The organism is Roseomonas sp. FDAARGOS_362 (assembly GCF_002754815.1).
Taxonomy (GTDB): domain Bacteria; phylum Pseudomonadota; class Alphaproteobacteria; order Acetobacterales; family Acetobacteraceae; genus Roseomonas; species Roseomonas mucosa.
In genome coordinates this window covers 1,905,068-1,924,411 of the sequence record NZ_CP024588.1, presented here as the reverse complement: position 1 = coordinate 1,924,411, position 19,344 = coordinate 1,905,068, and the positions used below count along the sequence as shown (strand labels likewise).

General features: G+C 70.3%; 16 protein-coding genes and 1 tRNA gene. 11 read left to right on the top strand and 6 right to left on the bottom strand.

The genetic code is table 11. The annotated features are described in order from the left end of the window. Positions 1–20: 20 nt before the first annotated feature. Positions 21–1,334, top strand: a complete 1,314-nt coding sequence (locus tag CTJ15_RS13800; RefSeq protein ID WP_099781629.1) for a YeaH/YhbH family protein — start codon at positions 21–23, stop codon at positions 1,332–1,334. A 4-nt stretch (positions 1,335–1,338) separates the two neighbouring features. Continuing rightward, positions 1,339–2,862 (top strand): SpoVR family protein, encoded by a 1,524-nt coding sequence (locus CTJ15_RS13795; protein WP_026033060.1) that lies wholly within the window; start codon positions 1,339–1,341, stop codon positions 2,860–2,862. A gap of 162 nt (positions 2,863–3,024) precedes the next feature. On the opposite strand, the gene CTJ15_RS13790 is transcribed toward CTJ15_RS13795, so the two are convergent. After that, positions 3,025–4,848 (bottom strand): ABC-F family ATP-binding cassette domain-containing protein, encoded by a 1,824-nt coding sequence (locus CTJ15_RS13790; protein WP_075821895.1) that lies wholly within the window; start codon positions 4,846–4,848, stop codon positions 3,025–3,027. A gap of 126 nt (positions 4,849–4,974) precedes the next feature. Continuing rightward, positions 4,975–6,540: a bifunctional diguanylate cyclase/phosphodiesterase gene (locus CTJ15_RS13785; protein ID WP_099781628.1), complete on the bottom strand. Its 1,566-nt coding sequence runs from the start codon at positions 6,538–6,540 to the stop codon at positions 4,975–4,977. Between the two features lie 63 nt (positions 6,541–6,603). Here CTJ15_RS13785 and istA point away from each other — a divergent pair, with 63 nt between their 5' ends. Together istA and istB are read left to right on the top strand one after the other, a co-directional pair. After that, positions 6,604–8,103, top strand: coding sequence for an IS21 family transposase (istA, locus tag CTJ15_RS13780; protein ID WP_099781627.1), 1,500 nt, complete (start codon positions 6,604–6,606; stop codon positions 8,101–8,103). Further along, entirely contained in the window at positions 8,103–8,831 is a 729-nt protein-coding gene (gene istB / locus CTJ15_RS13775) for an IS21-like element helper ATPase IstB (protein WP_099780961.1), read from the top strand. Before istA ends, istB begins: the two co-directional genes overlap by 1 nt. Positions 8,832–8,836: 5 nt before the next feature. Here the strand turns inward: istB and CTJ15_RS13770 are convergent, their stop codons facing one another. Then, positions 8,837–9,505 (bottom strand): hypothetical protein, encoded by a 669-nt coding sequence (locus CTJ15_RS13770; RefSeq protein ID WP_099781626.1) that lies wholly within the window; start codon positions 9,503–9,505, stop codon positions 8,837–8,839. 399 nt (positions 9,506–9,904) lie between these two features. Here CTJ15_RS13770 and CTJ15_RS13765 point away from each other — a divergent pair, with 399 nt between their 5' ends. The 4 genes from CTJ15_RS13765 to CTJ15_RS13750 all read left to right on the top strand — a co-directional run bounded on the left by CTJ15_RS13765 (position 9,905) and on the right by CTJ15_RS13750 (position 13,976). Continuing rightward, positions 9,905–11,641: a DEAD/DEAH box helicase gene (locus CTJ15_RS13765; RefSeq protein WP_019463063.1), complete on the top strand. Its 1,737-nt coding sequence runs from the start codon at positions 9,905–9,907 to the stop codon at positions 11,639–11,641. A 196-nt stretch (positions 11,642–11,837) separates the two neighbouring features. After that, complete coding sequence (locus tag CTJ15_RS13760) at positions 11,838–12,059, top strand: hypothetical protein (RefSeq protein WP_075822586.1); 222 nt, start codon at positions 11,838–11,840, stop codon at positions 12,057–12,059. A 115-nt stretch (positions 12,060–12,174) separates the two neighbouring features. Continuing rightward, positions 12,175–12,873, top strand: coding sequence for a class I SAM-dependent methyltransferase (locus tag CTJ15_RS13755; RefSeq protein ID WP_026033553.1), 699 nt, complete (start codon positions 12,175–12,177; stop codon positions 12,871–12,873). A 221-nt stretch (positions 12,874–13,094) separates the two neighbouring features. Then, positions 13,095–13,976, top strand: coding sequence for an alpha/beta fold hydrolase (locus CTJ15_RS13750; protein WP_099781625.1), 882 nt, complete (start codon positions 13,095–13,097; stop codon positions 13,974–13,976). 16 nt (positions 13,977–13,992) lie between these two features. Here the strand turns inward: CTJ15_RS13750 and CTJ15_RS13745 are convergent, their stop codons facing one another. Further along, a complete protein-coding gene (locus CTJ15_RS13745) occupies positions 13,993–14,706 on the bottom strand; it encodes a hypothetical protein (RefSeq protein ID WP_226946135.1) in 714 nt (237 codons plus the stop codon). 287 nt (positions 14,707–14,993) lie between these two features. On the opposite strand from CTJ15_RS13745, the gene pip reads away from it, so the two are divergent. From pip to CTJ15_RS13730, 3 genes are all read left to right on the top strand, one after another. Then, positions 14,994–15,968 carry a prolyl aminopeptidase gene (gene pip, locus CTJ15_RS13740; protein WP_026033554.1) on the top strand — a complete coding sequence of 325 codons (975 nt, stop codon included), beginning with the start codon at positions 14,994–14,996 and terminating at the stop codon, positions 15,966–15,968. Positions 15,969–16,053: 85 nt separating this feature from the next. Continuing rightward, a tRNA-Arg gene (locus CTJ15_RS13735) sits at positions 16,054–16,127 on the top strand. Positions 16,128–16,873: 746 nt separating this feature from the next. Next, positions 16,874–17,761, top strand: coding sequence for a galactosyltransferase-related protein (locus CTJ15_RS13730; RefSeq protein ID WP_226946134.1), 888 nt, complete (start codon positions 16,874–16,876; stop codon positions 17,759–17,761). A gap of 82 nt (positions 17,762–17,843) precedes the next feature. On the opposite strand, the gene CTJ15_RS13725 is transcribed toward CTJ15_RS13730, so the two are convergent. Continuing rightward, on the bottom strand, positions 17,844–18,128 hold the full coding sequence (locus tag CTJ15_RS13725) for a hypothetical protein (protein WP_208852665.1): 285 nt from the start codon (positions 18,126–18,128) through the stop codon (positions 17,844–17,846). Between the two features lie 57 nt (positions 18,129–18,185). After that, positions 18,186–19,313 (bottom strand): ROK family protein, encoded by a 1,128-nt coding sequence (locus tag CTJ15_RS13720; protein ID WP_019461686.1) that lies wholly within the window; start codon positions 19,311–19,313, stop codon positions 18,186–18,188. Positions 19,314–19,344: the final 31 nt, after the last annotated feature.

Here is a 19,344-nt window from a genome sequence, read left to right as displayed (position 1 = left end):
CGGGGAGCGAGGCACACCGCTTGGACATTATCGACCGACGTCCGAATCCGCACGGGAAGAACCTGGAGAACCGCCGGCGCGTGCTGGCCCGCGCGCGGTCCGCCGTGACGCGGGCAGTGCGGGAGGCTGTGGACAGCGGGACACTGCGCGAGGTCGGCAAGAGCGGGGAAGCGGTCACCATCCCCGCCGACAGCCTGCACGAGCCCTTCTTCCACACCGTCTTCACCAGCGGCCAGCGCGACATCGTGCTGGGCGGCAACAAGGAGTTCTCGGTCGGCGACCGCATCAAGCGGCCACCCTCCGGAGGTGGCGGCGATGGTGGCGGGGGGCAGGGCGCGGGCAATGCCCAGGGACAGTCGGAGGACAACTTCCGCTTCGTGCTGACCCGGGACGAATTCCTGGACCTGTTCTTCGAGGACCTGGAGCTGCCGGACCTGGTGAAGGCCCAGGTCATGGACGTGGAGAACGTGTCCCCCTCCCGCGCCGGGATCAGCACGGATGGGGCACCGTCGCAGCTCGACATGGCGCGCACCATGCGCCAGTCCATGGCGCGGCGGATCGGGCTGCGGCGCCCCAAGACGGACGAGATCCGGGCGCTGGAGGCCGAGATCGCCGGGCTGGAGGAAAGCGGCGAAGCGCCGGAGCGGCTGCCGGTGCTGCGCGAGGAGCTGGCAACGGCGCTGCGGCGGCTGGGGCGGATCGCCTGGGTGGACCCGGTGGACCTGCGCTACCACCGCTTCACCCCAACGCCGCGGCCGACCGCGCGAGCGGTGATGTTCTGCCTGATGGACGTTTCCGGCTCCATGACCGAAAGCATGAAGGACTTGGCCAAGCGGTTCTTCCTGTTGCTGCACGTCTTCCTGGAACGGCGCTACAAGCGGGTGGACCTCGTCTTCATCCGTCATACCGAGGCGGCGGAGGAGGTGGACGAGAAGACCTTCTTCACCGATCCGCGCACCGGCGGCACGGTGGTGTCCTCGGCGCTGGAGGAGCTGCTCCGCATTCAGAAGGAACGCTATCCGGCGGATTCCTGGAACATCTATGCCGCCCAGGCCTCGGATGGCGACAACTACAGCGGCGACACGCCCAAGACCGTCTCCCTGTTGGAGAAGGACATCCTGCCGATCGTGCAGTACTTCGCCTATATCGAGGTCGGCGTGTCCGGGGCCGTGATCCGGGGCGAAAGCGACCTGTGGCGCGGCTATGCGCCGGTGGCCGGACGGGCCGAGAACCTCGCCTTGCGGCGGGTCGGGGAGCGGAAGGACATCTTCCCGGTCTTCCGAGACCTGTTCGGCAAGCGCACGGCGCCAGCCGGCTGGGCCTCGGGAGGGTAGGACGATGGGGGCTGGACTTCTCTACACGGGCACGGACTGGGATTTCCCGACGTTGCGGCGGTCCTATGACGCGATCGAGGAGATCGCCGAGAAGGAGCTGGGGCTGGAGGTCTATCCCAACCGGATCGAGATCATCACGCCCGAGCAGATGCTCGACATCTACACCTCGCACGGGATGCCGCTGACCTACCGGCACTGGTCCTACGGCAAGCGGTTCCTGCAGCACGAGGTCAGCTACCGGAAGGGCTATACCAGCCTCGCCTACGAGGTGGTGATCAACTCCAATCCCTGCATCTCCTATCTGATGGAGGGGAACACCGCGACCATGCAGGCGCTGGTGATCGCCCATGCCGCCTTCGGCCACAACCATTTCTTCCGCAACAACTACCTGTTCCGGCAATGGACCGAGGCCTCCTCGATCCTGGACTACCTGGAGTTCGCCCGGTCCTACGTGGCGCGCTGCGAGGACCGCTTCGGGGCGGCGGCGGTGGAGCGCGTGCTCGATGCCGCCCATGCGCTGTCGCATCACGGGGTACACCGCCATGCTGGAACCCGGCAGCTCAACCTGCAGACCGAGGAGCGGCGGCAGCGCGAGCGGCGGGAGTATGACGAGAAGGTCTATAACGACCTCTGGCGGACGGTGCCCACCACCAAGCCCGCCCCGGGGACGGACCCGGTGGCGGAGCGACGGCGCAGGCTCGGCCTGCCCGAGGAGAACCTGCTCTACTTCCTGGAAAAGACCTCGCCGCGGTTGCAGAGCTGGGAGCGGGAGATCATCCGCATCGTCCGGCTGATCGCGCAGTATTTCTACCCGCAGCCCCAGGGCAAGGTGATGAACGAGGGCTGCGCCACCTGGGTGCACCAGCGGATCATGACCCGGCTGCACGAGAAGGAGCTGATCGACGACGCCGCCTTCCTGGAGGTGCTGCATTCGACCAGCAACGTCATCACCCAGCCCGGCTTCGACCACCCGGCGGGGGGGGACTTCAACCCCTATGCGCTGGGCTATGCGATGATGTCGGATATCGAGCGCATCTGCCGCGAGCCGACCGCCGAGGACCGGCGGTGGTTCCCCGATTTCGCCGGCAACGGCGATCCGATGGGCACGCTGCGCGACGCCTGGGCGAATTATCGCGACGAGAGCTTCATCCAGCAGTTCCTGTCCCCGGCGGTGATGCGGAAGTTCCACATGTTCCGCCTGCATGACGACACGCGGGAGCCCTATCTGCTGGTGGACGCCATCCATGACGAGGACGGCTATCGCGAGATCCGCCGTTCCCTGGCCCGCGTCTATGACCCCGGCGTCAATACCGCGGACGTGCAGGTGGTGGATGTGGACCTGGCGGGCGACCGGCGGCTGATGCTGCAGCACCGCACCACGCCGGGGCGCCTGTTGCAGGCCAAGGATGCAGAGAACACGCTGCGCTATCTCGCCAGCCTCTGGGGCTATGAGGTGAAGCTGGTGGAGGTGGACGCCATGACGGAGGCGGTGCTGGCGACCCATAGCGCGGGGCCGCTGCGGGCCTGATCCCGCTTCCGCAGCCTTCTGCGGCCGCTTCCGGGGTGGTCGGGGGCGTTGGCCCGGGGGCAAGGTGCTACCTCGTCCCCGATGCTCCCACTCCGTCAGGACGCGCGTGCCCTGGGCCCGTTTTCTCCGGTCCTCCCTGACGCCGAAGCGCGTCGTCCCGTGTCAGTTGCCCTCGGCGGCCTCGCGCAGCATTTCCAGCTCCAGCCATTCCTCCTCGGCCTTCGCGAGTTCCGCCTGCCGCTCCGCCAGCATGGCGCTGGCCTTGTCGAAGCGCGGCTTGTCGCGGGCGTAGAGGCCGGGATCGGCCAGGATCTCGCCGAGCTTGCGGATCTCGGCATGGAGCTTGTCCATGCGGGCGGGCAGGGTCTTCAGCGCCTCGCGTTCCCGCATGTTCAGCCGGCGCGGCCCGGCCGGGGCTTCCCCGGCCTGGGGAAGCGGGGCGGGCGTGGAGCGCGCCGGGGCGAGGGTGGAAGCGGACGCGCGCGCCTGCACGCCGTGGCCGCGTTGGGCCACCATGTCGGAATAGCCGCCGGCATATTCCTGCCAGCGGCCCGCGCCTTCATAGGCGATGACCGAGGTGGTGCAGCGGTCGAGGAAGTCGCGGTCGTGGCTGACCAGCAGGACGGTGCCGGCGTAGTCGGCGATCAGCTCCTGGAGCAGGTCCAGGGTTTCCAGGTCCAGGTCGTTGGTCGGCTCGTCCAGTACCAGCAGGTTGCTCGGGCGGGCCATGGCGCGGGCCAGCATGACGCGGCCGCGCTCCCCGCCCGAGAGCACGCCCAGGGGGGTGCGGGCCTGTTCCGGTGGGAAAAGGAAGTCCTTCATGTAGCCGATGACGTGCCGGGCCGTGCCGCCGACATGGACGAGGTCGCTGTCGTCGCCGGTCAGCGCCTTCTGCAGCGTCATGGCGGGGTCGAGGCTGGCGCGGCGCTGGTCCAGGCTCACCATCTCCAGCCCGGTGCCGAGGCGGATCTCGCCGCTGTCCGGGGGCAGGTTGCCGGTGAGCATGTTGAGCAGCGTGGTCTTGCCGGCGCCGTTGGGGCCGACGATGCCCACCCGGTCGCCGCGCAGGACGCGGGTGGAGAAGGGGGCGACCACGGTGCGGCCGTCATAGGTCTTGCTGATCTCCTCCGCCGAGACGACCAGGGAGCCCGATCCGCCTGCCTCGGCGGCGGCCATGCTGACCTTGCCCAGGGCACCCACCCGCTCGCGCCGTCTCTTGCGGAGGTCGTGCAGCTCGCCGAGGCGGCGGACATTGCGCTTGCGCCGGGCGGTGACGCCGTAGCGGAGCCAGTCCTCCTCCCGCGCGATCTTGCGGGTCAGCTTGTGCGCCTCGCGCTCCTCGTCCTCCAGCACCTGGTCGCGCCAGGCCTCGAAATGGGCGAAGCCCTGGTCCAGCCGCCGGGTCACGCCGCGGTCCAGCCAGACCATGGCGCGGGACAGGTTCTCCAGGAAGCGGCGGTCGTGCGAGATCAGGACGAGGGCCGAGCGCAGGGAGCGCAGCTCGCCCTCCAGCCATTCGATGGCGGGCAGGTCGAGGTGGTTGGTCGGCTCGTCCAGCAGCAGGATGTCCGGCTGCGGCGCCAGGACGCGGGCGAGGGCGGCACGGCGGGCCTCGCCGCCGGACAGGACGGCGGGGGTTTCCTCGCCCGAAAGGCCGAGCTGTTCCAGCAGGTAGCGGGCGCGGTAGGGGTCGTCCCCCGGGCCGAGGCCGGATTCCACATAGGCCAGGGTGGTGGGGAAGCCGGAAAGGTCGGGTTCCTGCGGCAGGTAGCGCACGGTGGCGCCGGGCTGCACGAAGCGGGTGCCGCCGTCCGGCTCGGCCAGTCCCGCCGCGATCTTCAGCAGCGTGGATTTCCCCGAGCCGTTGCGCCCGACCAGGGTCAGCCTTTCGCCGGCGCCGACGCCGAGGGAGGCGCCCGCCAGCAGGGGGGTGGTGCCGAAGTTCAGCCGGATGTCGGTCAGGAGGAGCAGCGGAGGAGGAGCCATGTCGCCCCGCATGTAGAGCGGATCGGCCGGGAAGGGGAGGCCGCGCGGCATCCGGAGATGCTCGTCCGACGGTGGGCCGGTCCCGCCCGCGAGGGGGAGTCGCGGGGGGCGGTCAGGGGCGGGTGGTCACCGCCAGGGCAGGGCGCGGGTGGCGGGGCGGGGGAGGACGGCGTCCCACTGGCGGATCCGGTCGAGCAGCGCGGCGGGCGGGAGGGGCGGGGAGAGGTGGTAGCCCTGCACGATGGGACATCCGAAGCGGTCCAGCATCTGCAGCGTCTCCTCGTTCTCGACGCCTTCGGCCACGACCTCGATCTCCAGCGAGCGGGCCAGGCTCAGCACCGCCTGCACCAGCACCTGGTCGCTGCGCGCTTTGACCATGCCCGAGATGAAGCTGCGGTCGATCTTGATCCGGTCCACCTCCAGCTTCTGCAGGGAGCCGAGGGAGGCGAAGCCCACGCCGAAATCGTCGATGGCGATCCGCACTCCTGCGCGGCCGAGCGTATCCAGCCCTGCCTGGGCGATGCGCAGGTCCATCATCGCCTCCTCGGTCAGCTCGATCTCCAGCATCCCGGGTGGCAGGCCGAACTCCGCCAGGGTGGACATGACCAGCCGGGCCACGCCGAACTGGGTCATCTCGCGCGGCGAGACGTTCATGCTTACCACCGCATCGGCATGCCCCATCTGGCGCAGCGTGGCGATCATGCGGCAGACGTCGCGCAGGATGAAGCGCAGCAGCGGCTCGGCCTGTCCGGCGCTGGCGGCCGCCAGGATGATGGCGGGCGGGTCGATCGGCCCGTGGCGGGGGTGGCTCCAGCGGATCAGCGCCTCCATCCCGGCCAGGGTGCCGCAGGGGCGGCGGAGCAGCGGCTGGTAGTGGACCTGCAGCGCGCCCCCGGCCAGGGCGCGGGGCAGGTCGCGCTCGATGTCGCGCGTCACCTCCCGCTGGTGCCGGAGGGTGTCGTCGAACAGGCAGAAGCGGTTCCGCCCGCTGCGCTTGGCGGCATAGAGGGCGGCGTCGGCGCAGGAGAGCATCTCCCCGCTGCTGGCGGAGATGCCGGAGGACTGGTCGCAGAAGACGCCGATGCTCACCCCGACCCGCCCGGCCTCGCAGACCGTGAAGGGGATCGCCACCGCCGCCGTGAGCCGCGTCGCCAGCTCCGCCGCCTCACGCTCCGGCGCCAGGCTGGCGGGGCAGAGCCGGCCGAGCACGGCGAACTCGTCGCCGCCGAGCCGGCCGAGCACATAGCCCCGGGGCAGGGCCTGCCGCAGGCGCTGCGCCACCTCGACGAGCAGGAGGTCGCCCGCCTTGTGGCCGAAAAGGTCGTTGACCGACTTGAAGCCGTCGAGGTCGAGCAGCATCAGGCAGTGCGGCCCTTCCTCCATCCGCGCCGGCGCGCCGGCCGGGTCGGGGGTGGCGCCGGGGGGAGCGCCGGGGGGAGCGCCGGTCCTGCCGGCGGCGCTGGCCAGGCTGTCGTCCAGGACCTGCATGAAGCCGGCGCGGTTCAGCACCTGGGTCAGCATGTCGTGCGTGGCGCGGTGGCGCAGGTCCTCGGCGATGTCGAGGGTCTGGCGATGGGCCTCGTGCAGGGAGGTGGCCAGGGCCCGGGCCTCCTGCTTGCTGCGGCTGGCCTGGAGAAAGGCTGTGGAACGGCATGGAATAGGAACCCTGTTGGAGGGGTGATCGGCGTCCAAACGGGACCCCACTGACGGCGGGGTTCACAGTGGTTCCCGGGATGATCGGGAGCCAGGGCTGGGATGCTGGTCGTGGAGACGGTGGCAAAGATCCGGCGCCTGCACTGGGTGCAGGGCAAGTCGATCAAGGCGATCTGTCGCGAGCTCGGGATTTCGCGAAAGGTGGTCCGGAAGGTTCTGCGGTCCGGGGAGACGGAATTCCGCTACAGCCGGGCGCGGCAGCCGCAGCCCAAGCTGGGACCTTGGCAGGCCGATCTGGAGCGCCTGCTGGAGGCGAACGAGGCGCGGCCGCGGCGCGAGCGGCTGACGCTGGTGCGGGTCTACGAGGCGCTGCGTGGGCTGGGATATGAGGGCGGCTACGACGCGGTCCGGCGCCATGCGCGGGGGTGGCAGGCGTCACGGGCGACGGTGGTGGCAGCAGCCTTCGTGCCGCTGAGCTTCGCGCCGGGCGAGGCGTACCAGTTCGACTGGAGCCACGAGGTCGTGCTGATCGGCGGCACGACGGTAACCGTCAAGGTCGCGCATGTGAGGCTATGCTACAGCCGGATGCTGTTCGTTCGCGCTTATCCGCGCGAGACGCAGGAGATGGTGTTCGACGCCCATGACCGGGCGTTCGCCTTCTTTCGCGGCACCTGCACGCGGGGCATCTACGACAACATGCGCACGGCGGTGGACGCGATCCTGGTGGGACGGGATCGTGCCTACAACCGGCGTTTCCTGCACATGTGCAGCCACTACCTGGTCGAGCCGGTGGCCTGCACTCCGGCCTCAGGCTGGGAGAAAGGTCAGGTCGAGAACCAGGTCGGGCTGGTGCGGGAGCGGTTCTTTACGCCGCGACTGCGGGTGAGGAGCTACGAGGAGCTGAACGCCCTTCTGCTGGACCGGTGCGTGTCCCATGCCCGGGCCAATCGGCATCCGGAGCAGAGGGAGCGGACAGTCTGGGAGGCGTTCGAGGCGGAGCGGCCAAGCCTGGTGCCCTATGCCGGACGGTTCGACGGGTTCCATGCCGTGCCTGCCGCGGTGTCCAAGACCTGCCTGGTGCGGTTCGACAACAACAAGTACTCGGTGATGGCGAGCGCGGTGGGGCGGCCGGTCGAGATCCGGGCCTATGCCGAGCGGATCGAGCTGCGCCAGGACGGCCGGGTGGTGGGCGAGCACCGGCGCGTGTTCGGCCGGGACCAGACGGTGTTCGACCCCTGGCACTACGTGCCCGTGCTGGCGCGCAAACCTGGAGCGCTGCGCAACGGGGCACCGTTCAAGGACTGGCTGCTGCCCGGTGCACTGGAACGGGTCCGCCGCAAGCTGGCCGCGGCCGCCGATGGCGACCGGCAGATGGTGGAGATCCTGACCAGGGTGTTGGACGACGGTCTGGCTGCGGTCGAGGCCGCTTGCAGCGAGGCGCTGCGCGAGGGCGTCCACTCGGCCGACGTCATCCTCAACATCCTCGCCCGCCAGCGCGAGCCACCGCCGCCGGTGACCATCCTGACCCCGGAGGCGCTCCGGCTGCGGCATGCGCCGCTGGCCGACTGCACCCGCTACGACAGCCTGAGGAGAGGACCCTGATGGAACGCACCGCTATCCTCGCCACCATGGGCGAGCTCAAGCTCTACGGCATGCGCGCGGCGTTTGACGCCATCATCACGGCCGCCGTCAAACGCCAACATGAGCCACAGCAGGTCATCGGCGACTTTGTCTCGGCCGAGATCGCCGAGAAGCAGGCGCGCTCGATCAAGTACCAGATCACCACCGCCAAGCTGCCGCTGGCCAAGGACGTGGACGAGTTCGGGTTCGACGGTACCCCGGTCAACGAGGCTCTGGTCCGTGATCTCGCGGGGGGTGGGTTCCTGGCCCAGCAGCGCAACGTGGTACTCGTCGGCGGCACCGGCACAGGCAAAACTCATTTGGCCATCGCCATTGCCCGGGCCTGCATCCGCGATGGAGCGCGCGGGCGGTTCTACAACGTGGTGGACCTGGTGAACCGTCTTGAGGCCGAGACCCGGGCCGGACGACAAGGGCGCATCGCCGACCATCTCTGCCGCCTGGATTTCGTTGTCCTCGACGAGCTTGGCTACCTGCCGTTCGCCCAGTCCGGCGGCCAGTTGCTGTTCCACCTGGTCAGCCGCCTCTACGAGCAGACCTCGGTCATCGTCACCACCAACCTCGCCTTTGGTGAATGGCCCAGCGTCTTTGGGGACGCCAAGATGACCACCGCCTTGCTCGACCGCCTCACTCACCACTGCGACATCGTCGAGACCGGCAACGACAGTTGGCGATTCAAGAACCGCGCCTGAACGCCTTACAAGAGGGGTCCCTTTTGCGCGCCGATCTGGGGTCCCCATTCAATGCCGATTGACAGAAAGGCGCGCTCGCCCTCCCAGGCGCTGCGGACCAGTGCCATCGTGTAGAGGGCGACCGTGGCGGCCAGCATCCGCTGCTCGAAGCTGCCGGCCCAGACAAGGCAGGTGATCACCGAGAAGAGGGCCGGGGTGATGAAGCAGATCGGCACGCGGGCATAGGCGGTGCCGTGCACCACGGCGCCGGCGGTGATGCCGCAGACCACCACGAGGAAGAAGGGCGCCTGGGATGTCGTGAAGCCGTCGCAGAGCACGGGCACGGCCGCCCAGATCATGCCCGAGCACCAGGCCAGCAGGCACATGGCGTGGAACCAGCGGCGGACGGCGGGGGATTCGCGCCCCTCCAGCAGCACCGCGCGGGGCGGGAAGCCGCAAAGCAGGCTGCGCAGCAGGTTGACCGCGATGCTGGCCCAGAACCAGGCGAAGCCAGCCTCTCCGTGGCCGCCGTAGTTCGCCATCGCCAGGTTGGAGAGGCTGAGCAGCACCGTGACGGGAAGCGAGATGAGCACGCTGCGCCGGACGGCCCGGAGCTGGTCGAGGCGGATCAGCCCTTCCAGGGGTGTCTGGCCGGGCTCTGGCGGAAGGTGGTGATCGATGGATCGTGGGGGCATCGCACTGCTGGTCGGTCTTGCCCGGAACTTTCCCGAGTCCAGATCAAGATATCATGAAATACAATCCGAGGTTGTGCAAACAGGACGATCCTGCCTTGGCTGCGCCGTCGGGGCGGGCATGTCTCAAATTCTCTGGACTTGCGGGGGGCAATTCGGTAGTTGCCGCGCTCCTGATCCCCTTCCGCGCGCGTTCCGACGCCTGGCCGGAGCCTGAAAGGCGGGGCAGCCTCCGGCGTGGCCGGGCCGTATGCATCCGGCCAACCCGTGGACGGTGCTTCCGCCCTGCCGTTCTGCTCAGCGCCTCCGGGCGCGGTGCCCTGCGGTGGTCCTGTCGGCCCTGGCGAAAATTCGACCCCGATCGCATCGCCGTCCGGCGCGCCGCGTTCAGCAAAGCACGACATGCCCTTTCCTGACGATCTTCCCGCACCCCTTCTCCTGGCCCTGGCCGAGCGCGGCTATGCCGAGCCGACGCCGGTGCAGGCCGCCGTCCTCGCCGCCGACACGGCGGGGCGCGACCTGCTGGTTTCCGCCCAGACCGGCTCCGGCAAGACCGTGGCCTATGGCTTGGCCATGGCCAGCAACCTTCTCGGCACGGCCGAGCGCCTTCCCCCCGCCGGCACGCCGCTCGCCCTGGTGATCGCGCCGACGCGCGAGCTGGCACTGCAGGTCAAGACCGAGCTGGCCTGGCTCTATGGCAGCGCCGGGGGCCGGGTCGTGTCCTGCGTCGGTGGCATGGACCCGGTGGCCGAGCGGCGTGACCTGTCGCGCGGTGCCCATGTGGTGGTCGGCACGCCGGGCCGCCTGCGCGACCACCTGGACCGCGGCAACCTGCGGCCGGACACGCTGCAGGTCGTGGTGATGGACGAGGCGGACGAGATGCTGGACCTCGGCTTCCGCGAGGAGCTGGAGGCCATCCTCGACACGCTGCCGGACCCGCACCGGACGCTGCTCTTCTCGGCTACCGTGCCGCACGAGATCGCCACGCTGGCGCGTTCCTACCAGAAGGACGCGCAGCGCATCGAGGTGAAGAGCGACGGCGCCGGGCATGGCGACATCGAGCACCGCGCCATCACCATCGCCCCGCACGAGATCGAGCGGGCGGTGGTGAACATCCTGCGCTTCGAGGACCCACGCCTCGCCATGGTGTTCTGCGCCACCCGCGCCATGGTGGCCCGGCTGCACGGCAACCTGACCGAGCGCGGCTTCTCCACCGTGGCGCTGTCCGGCGAGCTGTCGCAGTCCGAGCGCACCCGTGCGCTGCAGTCGCTGCGCGACGGGCGGGCGCGGGTCTGCGTCGCCACCGACGTGGCGGCGCGCGGCATCGACCTGCCGGATCTGGGGCTGGTGATCCATGCCGAGCTGCCGCGCGACCCCGAGACCCTGACCCACCGTTCCGGCCGCACCGGCCGGGCCGGGCGGAAGGGCATCAGCGTGCTGCTGGTGCCCTATAACCGCCGCCGCACCGGGGAGCGGCTGCTGGCCGCCGCCCGGGTGCAGGCGAGCTGGGGGCCACCGCCTTCCGCCGAGACGATCCGCGCCAAGGACAACGAGCGCCTGTCCGTCCAGGCCGGCGAGCTGGTCGCCGAGGAGGCGGCGGAGGACGATCTGGCGCTGGCCCGCGGCCTGCTGGAGAAGAACGCGCCCGAGGCGGTCGCCGCCGCCCTGATCCGCACCCTGCGCGGCCCGCTGCCGGCGCCGGAGGAGCTGTCGGACACCAATGACCGCACCCCGCGGGAGCGGCCGGAGCGCCAGGGCGGGCCGGAGGGCGTCTGGTTCCGCGCCAGCGTCGGGCGCAACGAGAATGCCGATCCCCGCTGGCTGCTGCCCTTCCTGTGCCGGCGTGGCCATGTCACGCGTGGGGAGATCGGCCGGATCCGCATCCTGGGCCGCGAGACCCAGTTCGAGGTGGCCGCCGCCGCCGCCAGCCGCTTCGCCGCCGCCGCGCGCCGGGCGGAGGGCGAGGACGCGCATATCCAGGTGGAACCGCTGGGGCATGGCAGCCCCGTGCGCCCGCCTTCCTTCAGCGGGCCGCGCGAGGGCCAGGGCCGGGATCGCCCCCGTGGCGGCCCCGGGGGCGGGCATGGGCGTCCCCAGTCCTTCCGCCACGCCGGACCGCCGAGGCATTCGCGCGGCTGAAGGCCGGGCCTCGGGCCGGGTGGCTTCCGCCCGGTCCGTGTTTCCTGGCCTCGATGTTCGCCTCGGTGGCGCAACCGGCGGGCCGGGCGCCCGGGCCGGCCCTGGCCCCGGCGGGCATCATGGCGGGGCCATCCGGCCATGTTCTTGAAAAGAAACGAGCTTGCGGGTGATGGCGGGACAGGAAACCCGTGCGCCGATGCGGCGTTGGGCCGCCGACATGCAGATGTACCCGATGTACCCGATCCGCCTCGCTCTGGTGGCTAGCATCCTCGGCGCACCGCTTCCCACGCGGACCACGGCCGGTTCCGCCCAGGGTGGCACGACACAGCAGGAGGAGACGGCCTTGCCCGCCGCCCTTGGCGAGCCGTCCCTGCAACGAAGCGACGATGCCCCGCCCTCCCGTGCAGCGAGACCCTGAGGACACATCTGTGTTGTGCGCGCGTGAGAGGCGCGTGCAGTTGCGTTGCCTATGGCTTGCGCAGCGCCCCCCGGTGGTCTAGCGCATCCCTTCCTGAAGCAGTCTTGGGGCCAGAATGTCGTCGGCGGTGGATCGCAGCAGTGTGAGCCGGGACCATCCGCGCGCAGCGTTGGATGCTTCGTCGGTCAGGGATGCCTATCGGCGCTGGGCGGGGGTCTATGATGCGCTCTTCGGCGGCGTCTCGGCTTTCGGGCGCAAGCGCGCGGTGGCGGCGGTCAATCGCCTGCCCGGCGCGAGGGTCCTGGAGGTCGGCGTCGGGACCGGGCTGGCCCTGCCGCTCTACCGGCGCGACCTGCGCGTGACCGGCATCGACCTGTCGCGGGAGATGCTGGAGAAGGCCGCCGAGCGCGTGGCCAGCGAGCGGCTGCCCAATGTGGATGGGTTGCTGGAGATGGACGCGGAGGCCATGGCCTTCCAGGACGGCGCCTTCGACATGGCGGTGGCCATGTTCACCGCCTCCGTGGTGCCGAACGCGCGGCAGCTCTATGCCGAGATGAGCCGCGTCGTCCGCCCCGGTGGCCGCCTGCTCTTCGTGAACCATTTCGCCGCCGAGGCCGGGCCCCGCTGGTGGGTCGAGCGGGCCATGGCGCCGCTGTCGCGCGTCCTCGGCTGGCATCCGGATTTCGAGCTTTCCGCCCTGCTGGACCGTGAGACCGCGGAGATCGAGGCGATCGAGCCCTGCCCGCCGGCGGGGCTCTTCACGCTGGTCCAGCTCCGCAACGGCGACACGCTGCGGCGCGCCCTGGCGGCCTGACCCCCGCCCGGGAGGATTGTCCTCAGCTTCACGGAACAGGCCCTGCCGGCGATACCGGCGGGGCCTGTTCCGTTTCCGTGGCCGGCGTCCCTCGCGTTTCCGTCCGGGGTTCGGGGTCCGTGGTGCCGTCCAGGCCGGGATTCCCGTACGGGCCGGTGGGGAGCTAAGCTCGCGGCCTGGAATCAGGCAGGGGCGGCGGACCGCCCGGGCGAGGAGGCCGCATGCGCGCCAGCATCCGTGGGACCGAGATCTATTTCGACGTGGAAGGCATGGGGCTGGTGCCCGATGGCGACACGATGCGCGAGCGCCCGGTCGCGATGGTGATCCATGGCGGCCCGGGCGGGGACCACAGTGGCTTCAAGCCAGGCTACACGCCGCTCGCGGAGCGGATGCAGCTCGTCTATTTCGACCATCGCGGCCAGGGGCGTTCCAGCAAGAAGGACCCGGAGAGCTGGAACCTCGACGAGAATGTCGAGGACATGGAGGCGCTGCGCCGGCATCTCGGCCTGGGGCCGGTCGTGTCCATCGGCACCAGCTATGGCGGCATGGTCGCCCAGGCGCATGCGGCCCGCTATCCCGAGGCGGTGTCGCACCTGGTGCTGGTGGTCACCGCCTCCCATGGCGGCTTCGTTCCCCGGGCGCAGCGGATCATCGAGGAGACCGGCACGCCGGAACAGCGCCGCGTCTGCGACATGCTCTGGGATGGTGCCTTCCGCACGGTGGAGGAGGTGCGGCACTACTACGAGGTGATGGGGCCGCTCTATTCGCGCCGCTACGATCCCGCCGCCGGGGCCGCCAGCCGGATGCGGACCCTGCACGAGCCCGAGGCGCTGAACCGCGCCTTCCGTCCGGGCGGCTTCCTGCGCAACTTCGACCTGCGGCCCGAACTCGGCCGCATCACCGCGCCCACGCTGATCCTGGCCGGGCGGCACGACTGGATCTGCGCGCCGGAATTCTCGGAGGAGATACACCGCCTGGTGCCCGGCTCCGACCTGCGGATCTTCGAGAACAGCAGCCATTCGATCCGCGCCGACGAGCCCGAGGCGCTGGTGGATGCCATCCGTGGCTTCGTGGTCCACAACCGAGGTCGCCGCGCCGGCTGAGGCGCTTGGCCGGGGGTCAGTGGCCGCCGAAGAAGCGTTTCATACGGCCCCACCAGCCGGCTGTCCGGTCGATGGCGGTGGAAGGGCCGTTATGGGTGATATGGGGCCGGTGCGCGGGGGGCGGCAGGGCGGAGGCCAGGGTATGGCGCCCGCCATCCTCGGCCGCGATCAGGCGCGTTTCCAGGGCCAGGACCTCGTCCGTCGTTTCGGTGGCGGCCGCGATGGCGAGGCGGCAGGCATGGGCGGCCTCGTGCCAGGCGCCGGCGCGGCGCAGGGCGTCCACCACGCGCACTGCCTGTTCGGGCGCCAGCGGCGGGCCGCTGCGCCAGAGCGCCACGGCCTCCAGCCGCCAGCTCCGGGCGAGTTCGGGCAGGCCTTCGTCATCCGCCACCCAGGCGGCCTGCAGCGTCGCCTCGGCGGCGGCATGAAGGGCGCCGCTTTCCTCCAGCACATGCGCCCAGCCCAGGAAGCGGCGGGCGAGGGGAGGGTGCGCCGTCTCGTTCACCAGCGCGCGGAAGGGGGCGGCGGCCACGGCCTGGGCCACGGCCGGGTGCGCGCGCGTGATGTCGGGCGCCGCATAGCCGCAATGGGGGCATTGCTGCAGCCAGAAGCGCATGGTGGAGCGCAGCGGCTCCCCGGGGCGCAGATCCAGGTCCGGGGCCTGTTCCGGCGGCGGCGCGACGGCGCGGGGCTGCCGGCTTTCCGTTCCGCAGACCGCGCAGCGCACCATGCCGGGCTTGCCGCCGGAGCGTCCCGCGCCAGGCTGGAAGGGGCCGTCCTTTCCCAGGCGTCCGGGCCCCGGGCGCCCGGGGCCCGTGCGGCCGGGGGCGTGGCGCTGCGGATCGCCGCCCGGACCGTTGTCCGGATTGCCGCCTCGGGGCTCGCGCGTGGGGAATGAACTCGCCATGACGGTCCAAGTTAGGCGCAGGAGGCGCGCGGGCGAAGGGGGCAGATGGCGGGCGCGCACCATCTTGTGCATGATGGCCTTCCCTTATGCTTCCGGTGACCAAAGGCGCGATGCCCCGCGGCGATCTTTTTCCCGATATCTCCCCCTACGAGACCGGCCTGCTGCCGCTCTCGCCCTCGGGCGCCGCGGCGGACGGGGTCAACCACGTGATGTACTGGGAGCAGGTGGGCAATCCCCGGGGCCAGCCGGTGCTGTTCCTGCATGGCGGGCCGGGGGCGGGGGCGGGGGCTGTGCATCGCCGCTTCTTCGACCCCGGCCACTGGCGCGTGGTGATCTTCGACCAGCGCGGCGCCGGGCGCTCGCGGCCGCTGGGGGAGCTGCGCGACAACACCACGCCGCATCTGGTGCGGGATATCGAGACGCTGCGGCGTTTCCTGGGCATCGAGCGCTGGCTGCTCTTCGGCGGCTCCTGGGGGTCGACCCTGGCGCTCGCCTATGCCCAGGCGCATCCCGAGCGGGTGCTGGGCTGCGTGCTGCGCGGGGTCTTCCTGGGGCGGCGGGAGGAGGTGGACTGGTTCCTCTATGGGCTGCGCCGGATCTTTCCGGATGCCTGGGCCGCCTTCGCCGAGCATGTCCCGCCCGAGGAGCGGGGCGACCTGCTTTCCGCCTATCTGCGCCGACTGACCGATCCCGACCCGGTGGTGCATCTTTCCGCTGCCCGGTCCTGGAGCAACTTCGAGGGCATGTGCAGCACGCTGCTGCCTTCGCCGGAGCTGGTCGCGAGCTTCGCGCAGGACCGTTCCGCCCTGGGCCTGGCGCGGATCGAGGCGCATTACTTCGCCCATGACCTGTTCCTGCCGCCCGAGGGCCTGCTGGGACGGATGGACCGTATCGCCTCGATCCCGGCGGAGATCGTGCAGGGACGCTACGATATGGTCTGTCCGCCGGCCACGGCCTTCGCGCTGACCGAGGCCTGGCCGCGGGCACGCCTGACCCTGGTGCCGGATGCCGGGCATTCCGCGCTGGAGCCGGGGGTCCGGACGGCGCTGGTCTCGGCGGTGGAGCGTTTCCGCCGGCGTTCCTGATCGCGGCCGCGCCGTGGCTGTGCCTCCCCCTGCTGTGCAAGCAGGCGGTTCCCGGCCGGTGTCGGTCGTGCTAAGCGGCCTGTGCGTCTCCGTAGCTCAGCAGGATAGAGCACCAGATTCCTAATCTGGGGGCCGCGGGTTCGAATCCCGCCGGGGACACTCCCTTTCCTTCCGAGATCAGCGGTCGGTTCAGGCCGTGTCTTCCTTCCGCCACCGCCGGTGGCCGGCGGGAGGGGCTGCGCCCCGGTCTTCGGGCTCTCACGACGGTGGCTCCGCCCGTTGCCTGGCGGGGCGCATCCATCCTTCGCCGATCCGTTCCGTGCTGGCTTGGCGATCGAGAAGGGCAGAACCGGCCAAGTCTTTGTTTCACATTCATATCAAGAACGAACAGGAAGAAATTTGCAACTTCAGAGTGCTTCTGTTCTGCTTGACCTACAAATATCGCTTCATAATGCAAAATCGTATCTTTTTTTACACAAATTTCCTCGAAATTTTGGTTGTGTCTCTGGAATGGTTACGCTAGAAAACTCTTGTGACTGTGGCGGCGTGGAGAGCAGACACGCTAGGGGGCCGAAACCCTGAATGACGCTGCCCCCATGGTTCGGCATGGGGACATAAGACGGCGGATGAACCGTCCTCCGTCAGCCGGAGTAGCGACCGGCCCACAGTCTCTCACCCGCCAGCAATGGCGGGCCGGCGGATCGCCTGGTGGCCAGGGGTAAAACCCGATGCCACCGGGCGATCTCCGCTTTCCGGTGGCCGCCAGTCCGGCGTGGCGAGAGGCGGGGCGCGCCGTGGGTTTGTCACGTGGCGGAAGGCCCTCTATCTGCTCGCGGGCCAGCCCCTTCTTCCGGATAGACATGTCCCATCCCGACCCTCGGGCTTCTTCGTCGAGCCCAGCGCCCTTGACCGGTTTGATGGCCGCGCCGGAGGGAAGCGGGGTCAGCGTCCTCACCCTGGCGAAAGGGCGCCGGGCCCATCTGAGGAACCTGCTGGAAGGCCTGTCGCGTGGCACCCGCCTGCCGGAGGAATGCATTCTCGTGGACATGGACGAGATGCCGGTCCCGTTGCCGACCGTGCCCTTCACTTTGCGGCATCTCCACCATCCGTCCCGGGGCCTGCCTCTGGCCGAGGCCCGCAATCGCGCCGCGCACGCGGCGCGGCAGCCGGTGCTGGTCTTTCTCGACGTGGACTGCATCCCGGCCGCCGGGCTGGTGGAGGCCCTGGCGCGGGACGCCCTGGCACATGATGCCCTGATCTGCTGCGAGATCCGCTACCTGCCCGCCGGGGCGACGCCCGGGGATGCGGCGTGGGAGGAGAGCCGGCTCCTGGCCCAGGGCCTGCGCCACACGGTCCGGCATTTTCCCGAAAGCGGCATCCGGCCCGAATCCAATACCGGCCTGTTCTGGTCGCTCTGCTTCGCGGTCCGGCGCGACACCTTCCTGCGGCTCGGCGGCTTCGACGAGGCCTATGCGGGCTATGGGGCGGAGGACACGGATTTCGCCTTCCGGGCCCGGGATGCTGGGGTGGGGCTTCTCTTCACCGCCTCCACGCTGGCCTTCCACCAGCACCACACGGTCTACGATCCGCCGTTGCAGCATTTCGGGGACATCCTGCGCAACGCGGCGCTTTTCCGGGAGCGCCACGGCTTCTGGCCAATGGACGGGTGGCTGGCCGATTTCGCGCGGCTCGGCCTGATCGAGCCGCCTGGCGAAGGGCCGTTGCGCGTCCTGCGCCATCCGGCGGCCGCGGAGATCGCCCGGGCCGCCTGCGGGCCCGACCGGGCTTACTGACCGGGCCCTGCCGAGGCCAGGGCGCGGGGCTTCCGGCTCTTCGCGGCCCGGGACCGCCGAGGCGGCCTCCAGGCCGGAAGCGTCAGTCCTGGGCCTTCTTCAGCTCCTTGAGGCCCACGGAGCCCTTCTGGCTGGAGAAGGTCAGGGACTCCTCGCCACCCTGGCTTTGCGACACGCCATGGATCTCGTGATCGCCGCTGTCGTAGAGGGTGACTTCGCCGTCCTTCTCCACGGCCAAGCGGTGCGCGTCGGGAAAGAAGGCGTAGCGCAGCCCGTTCTGCCCGCCGCTGGAGGAGGGCTGGCCAAGCTTCTCCGGCCACCACGGCTTCGTCGCCTCCATGGGCTTCATCGGCTTCATGGGTTCCATGGGTTTCATCGGTTCCATGCCGTCCTGTCCTTCCGTGCCGCGCCGGAATGGCGGCGGTCATTCCGCTTGAGAACCCTCCGGGTCCCGGCCGGTTTCGGCGGAGCGGTTGCGGAAGCTGGCATTGCCGAGGCCGGTGCCGATGGTCAGCACCCCCCAGCGCGTGACATCACGCATCGCCGGGGCCTCGCTCATCCCCTGGGCCACCGCGTCGTTGTGCATCAGGAAGCGGGCCTCGCCGCCGCCGATCCTGGGGACCAGCTTCGCCAGGGCGGCGGGCAGGCTGAAGCCGCGATCCTCCTCCCAGTCGCCGCCGGGCAGGTTCTGGCCGCCGCGCTCGATATGCCCTTCCTCGTCGATCAGGCCGGGGCAGCTGATCCCGACCACCGGGGCGAGGCGCAGCCCGGCATGGATCGCCGCATGGGACAGGTCGTGCAGCATGGTGGCGAGGCCGCGCACGGCGTCGTCGCGGTCCGGCTGGTCCGCGGCGTGCTTCCAGAGGCGGGAGGCCCAGACCTGGTCCCGGGCCGGGTCGCGGGGTCCGCAGCCGGCCAGCCGTACCACGCCCGCGCGCAGGTTCGTCCCGCCGATATCCACCGCCAGGAAGGCGTCGCGCCCTTCCAGGGCTTCGGCGGGCAGCATGTGGCGCCAGCCGAGCAGTCCCGCCTCGTCGGGATCGTGCCCGATCGGATGCAGGGAGACCTTGTGCCCGGCCTCCAGCAGCCGCACCGCCGCCCGGCCGATGGCGAGGCGTCCCAGCAGGCCGGCACTGAAGCCGCCGCCGATCACCAGGGCTTCCACGCCCTTCCAGTCCGGCAGGGCGAGGAAGCGGGCGATGACCTCCGCGAGCGCGGAGGAGAAATCCTCGATGGCGGCCAGCAGGATGCCCATCTCCAGCGGGCTGCCTTCCTCCAGCGCCCGTTCGAGCCGTGCCTTGCCCAGTTCGGCGAGGCTCTGGCCAGGCCAGGGGTCCGCCGCGCGGTGGCGCCAGTCCTCCAGCCGCTCCAGAAAGGCGTCGCGCCGGGCACGGTCGCCGATGAAGCCTCCACCCTCCTTCAGCTCGGCATTGTAGCCCCTGACGGATACCCCCGGCAGTTTGCGCGCGCCGTGACGGAGGGCGGGGGCGGGCTGGCCGTCCGGGCCGTCGTCGCCCGTCCCGGAGGAGGCGCTGGGGGTGCCATGGAGCATTGTTCATCCGGCGGAGGTGTCTCCGGTAACG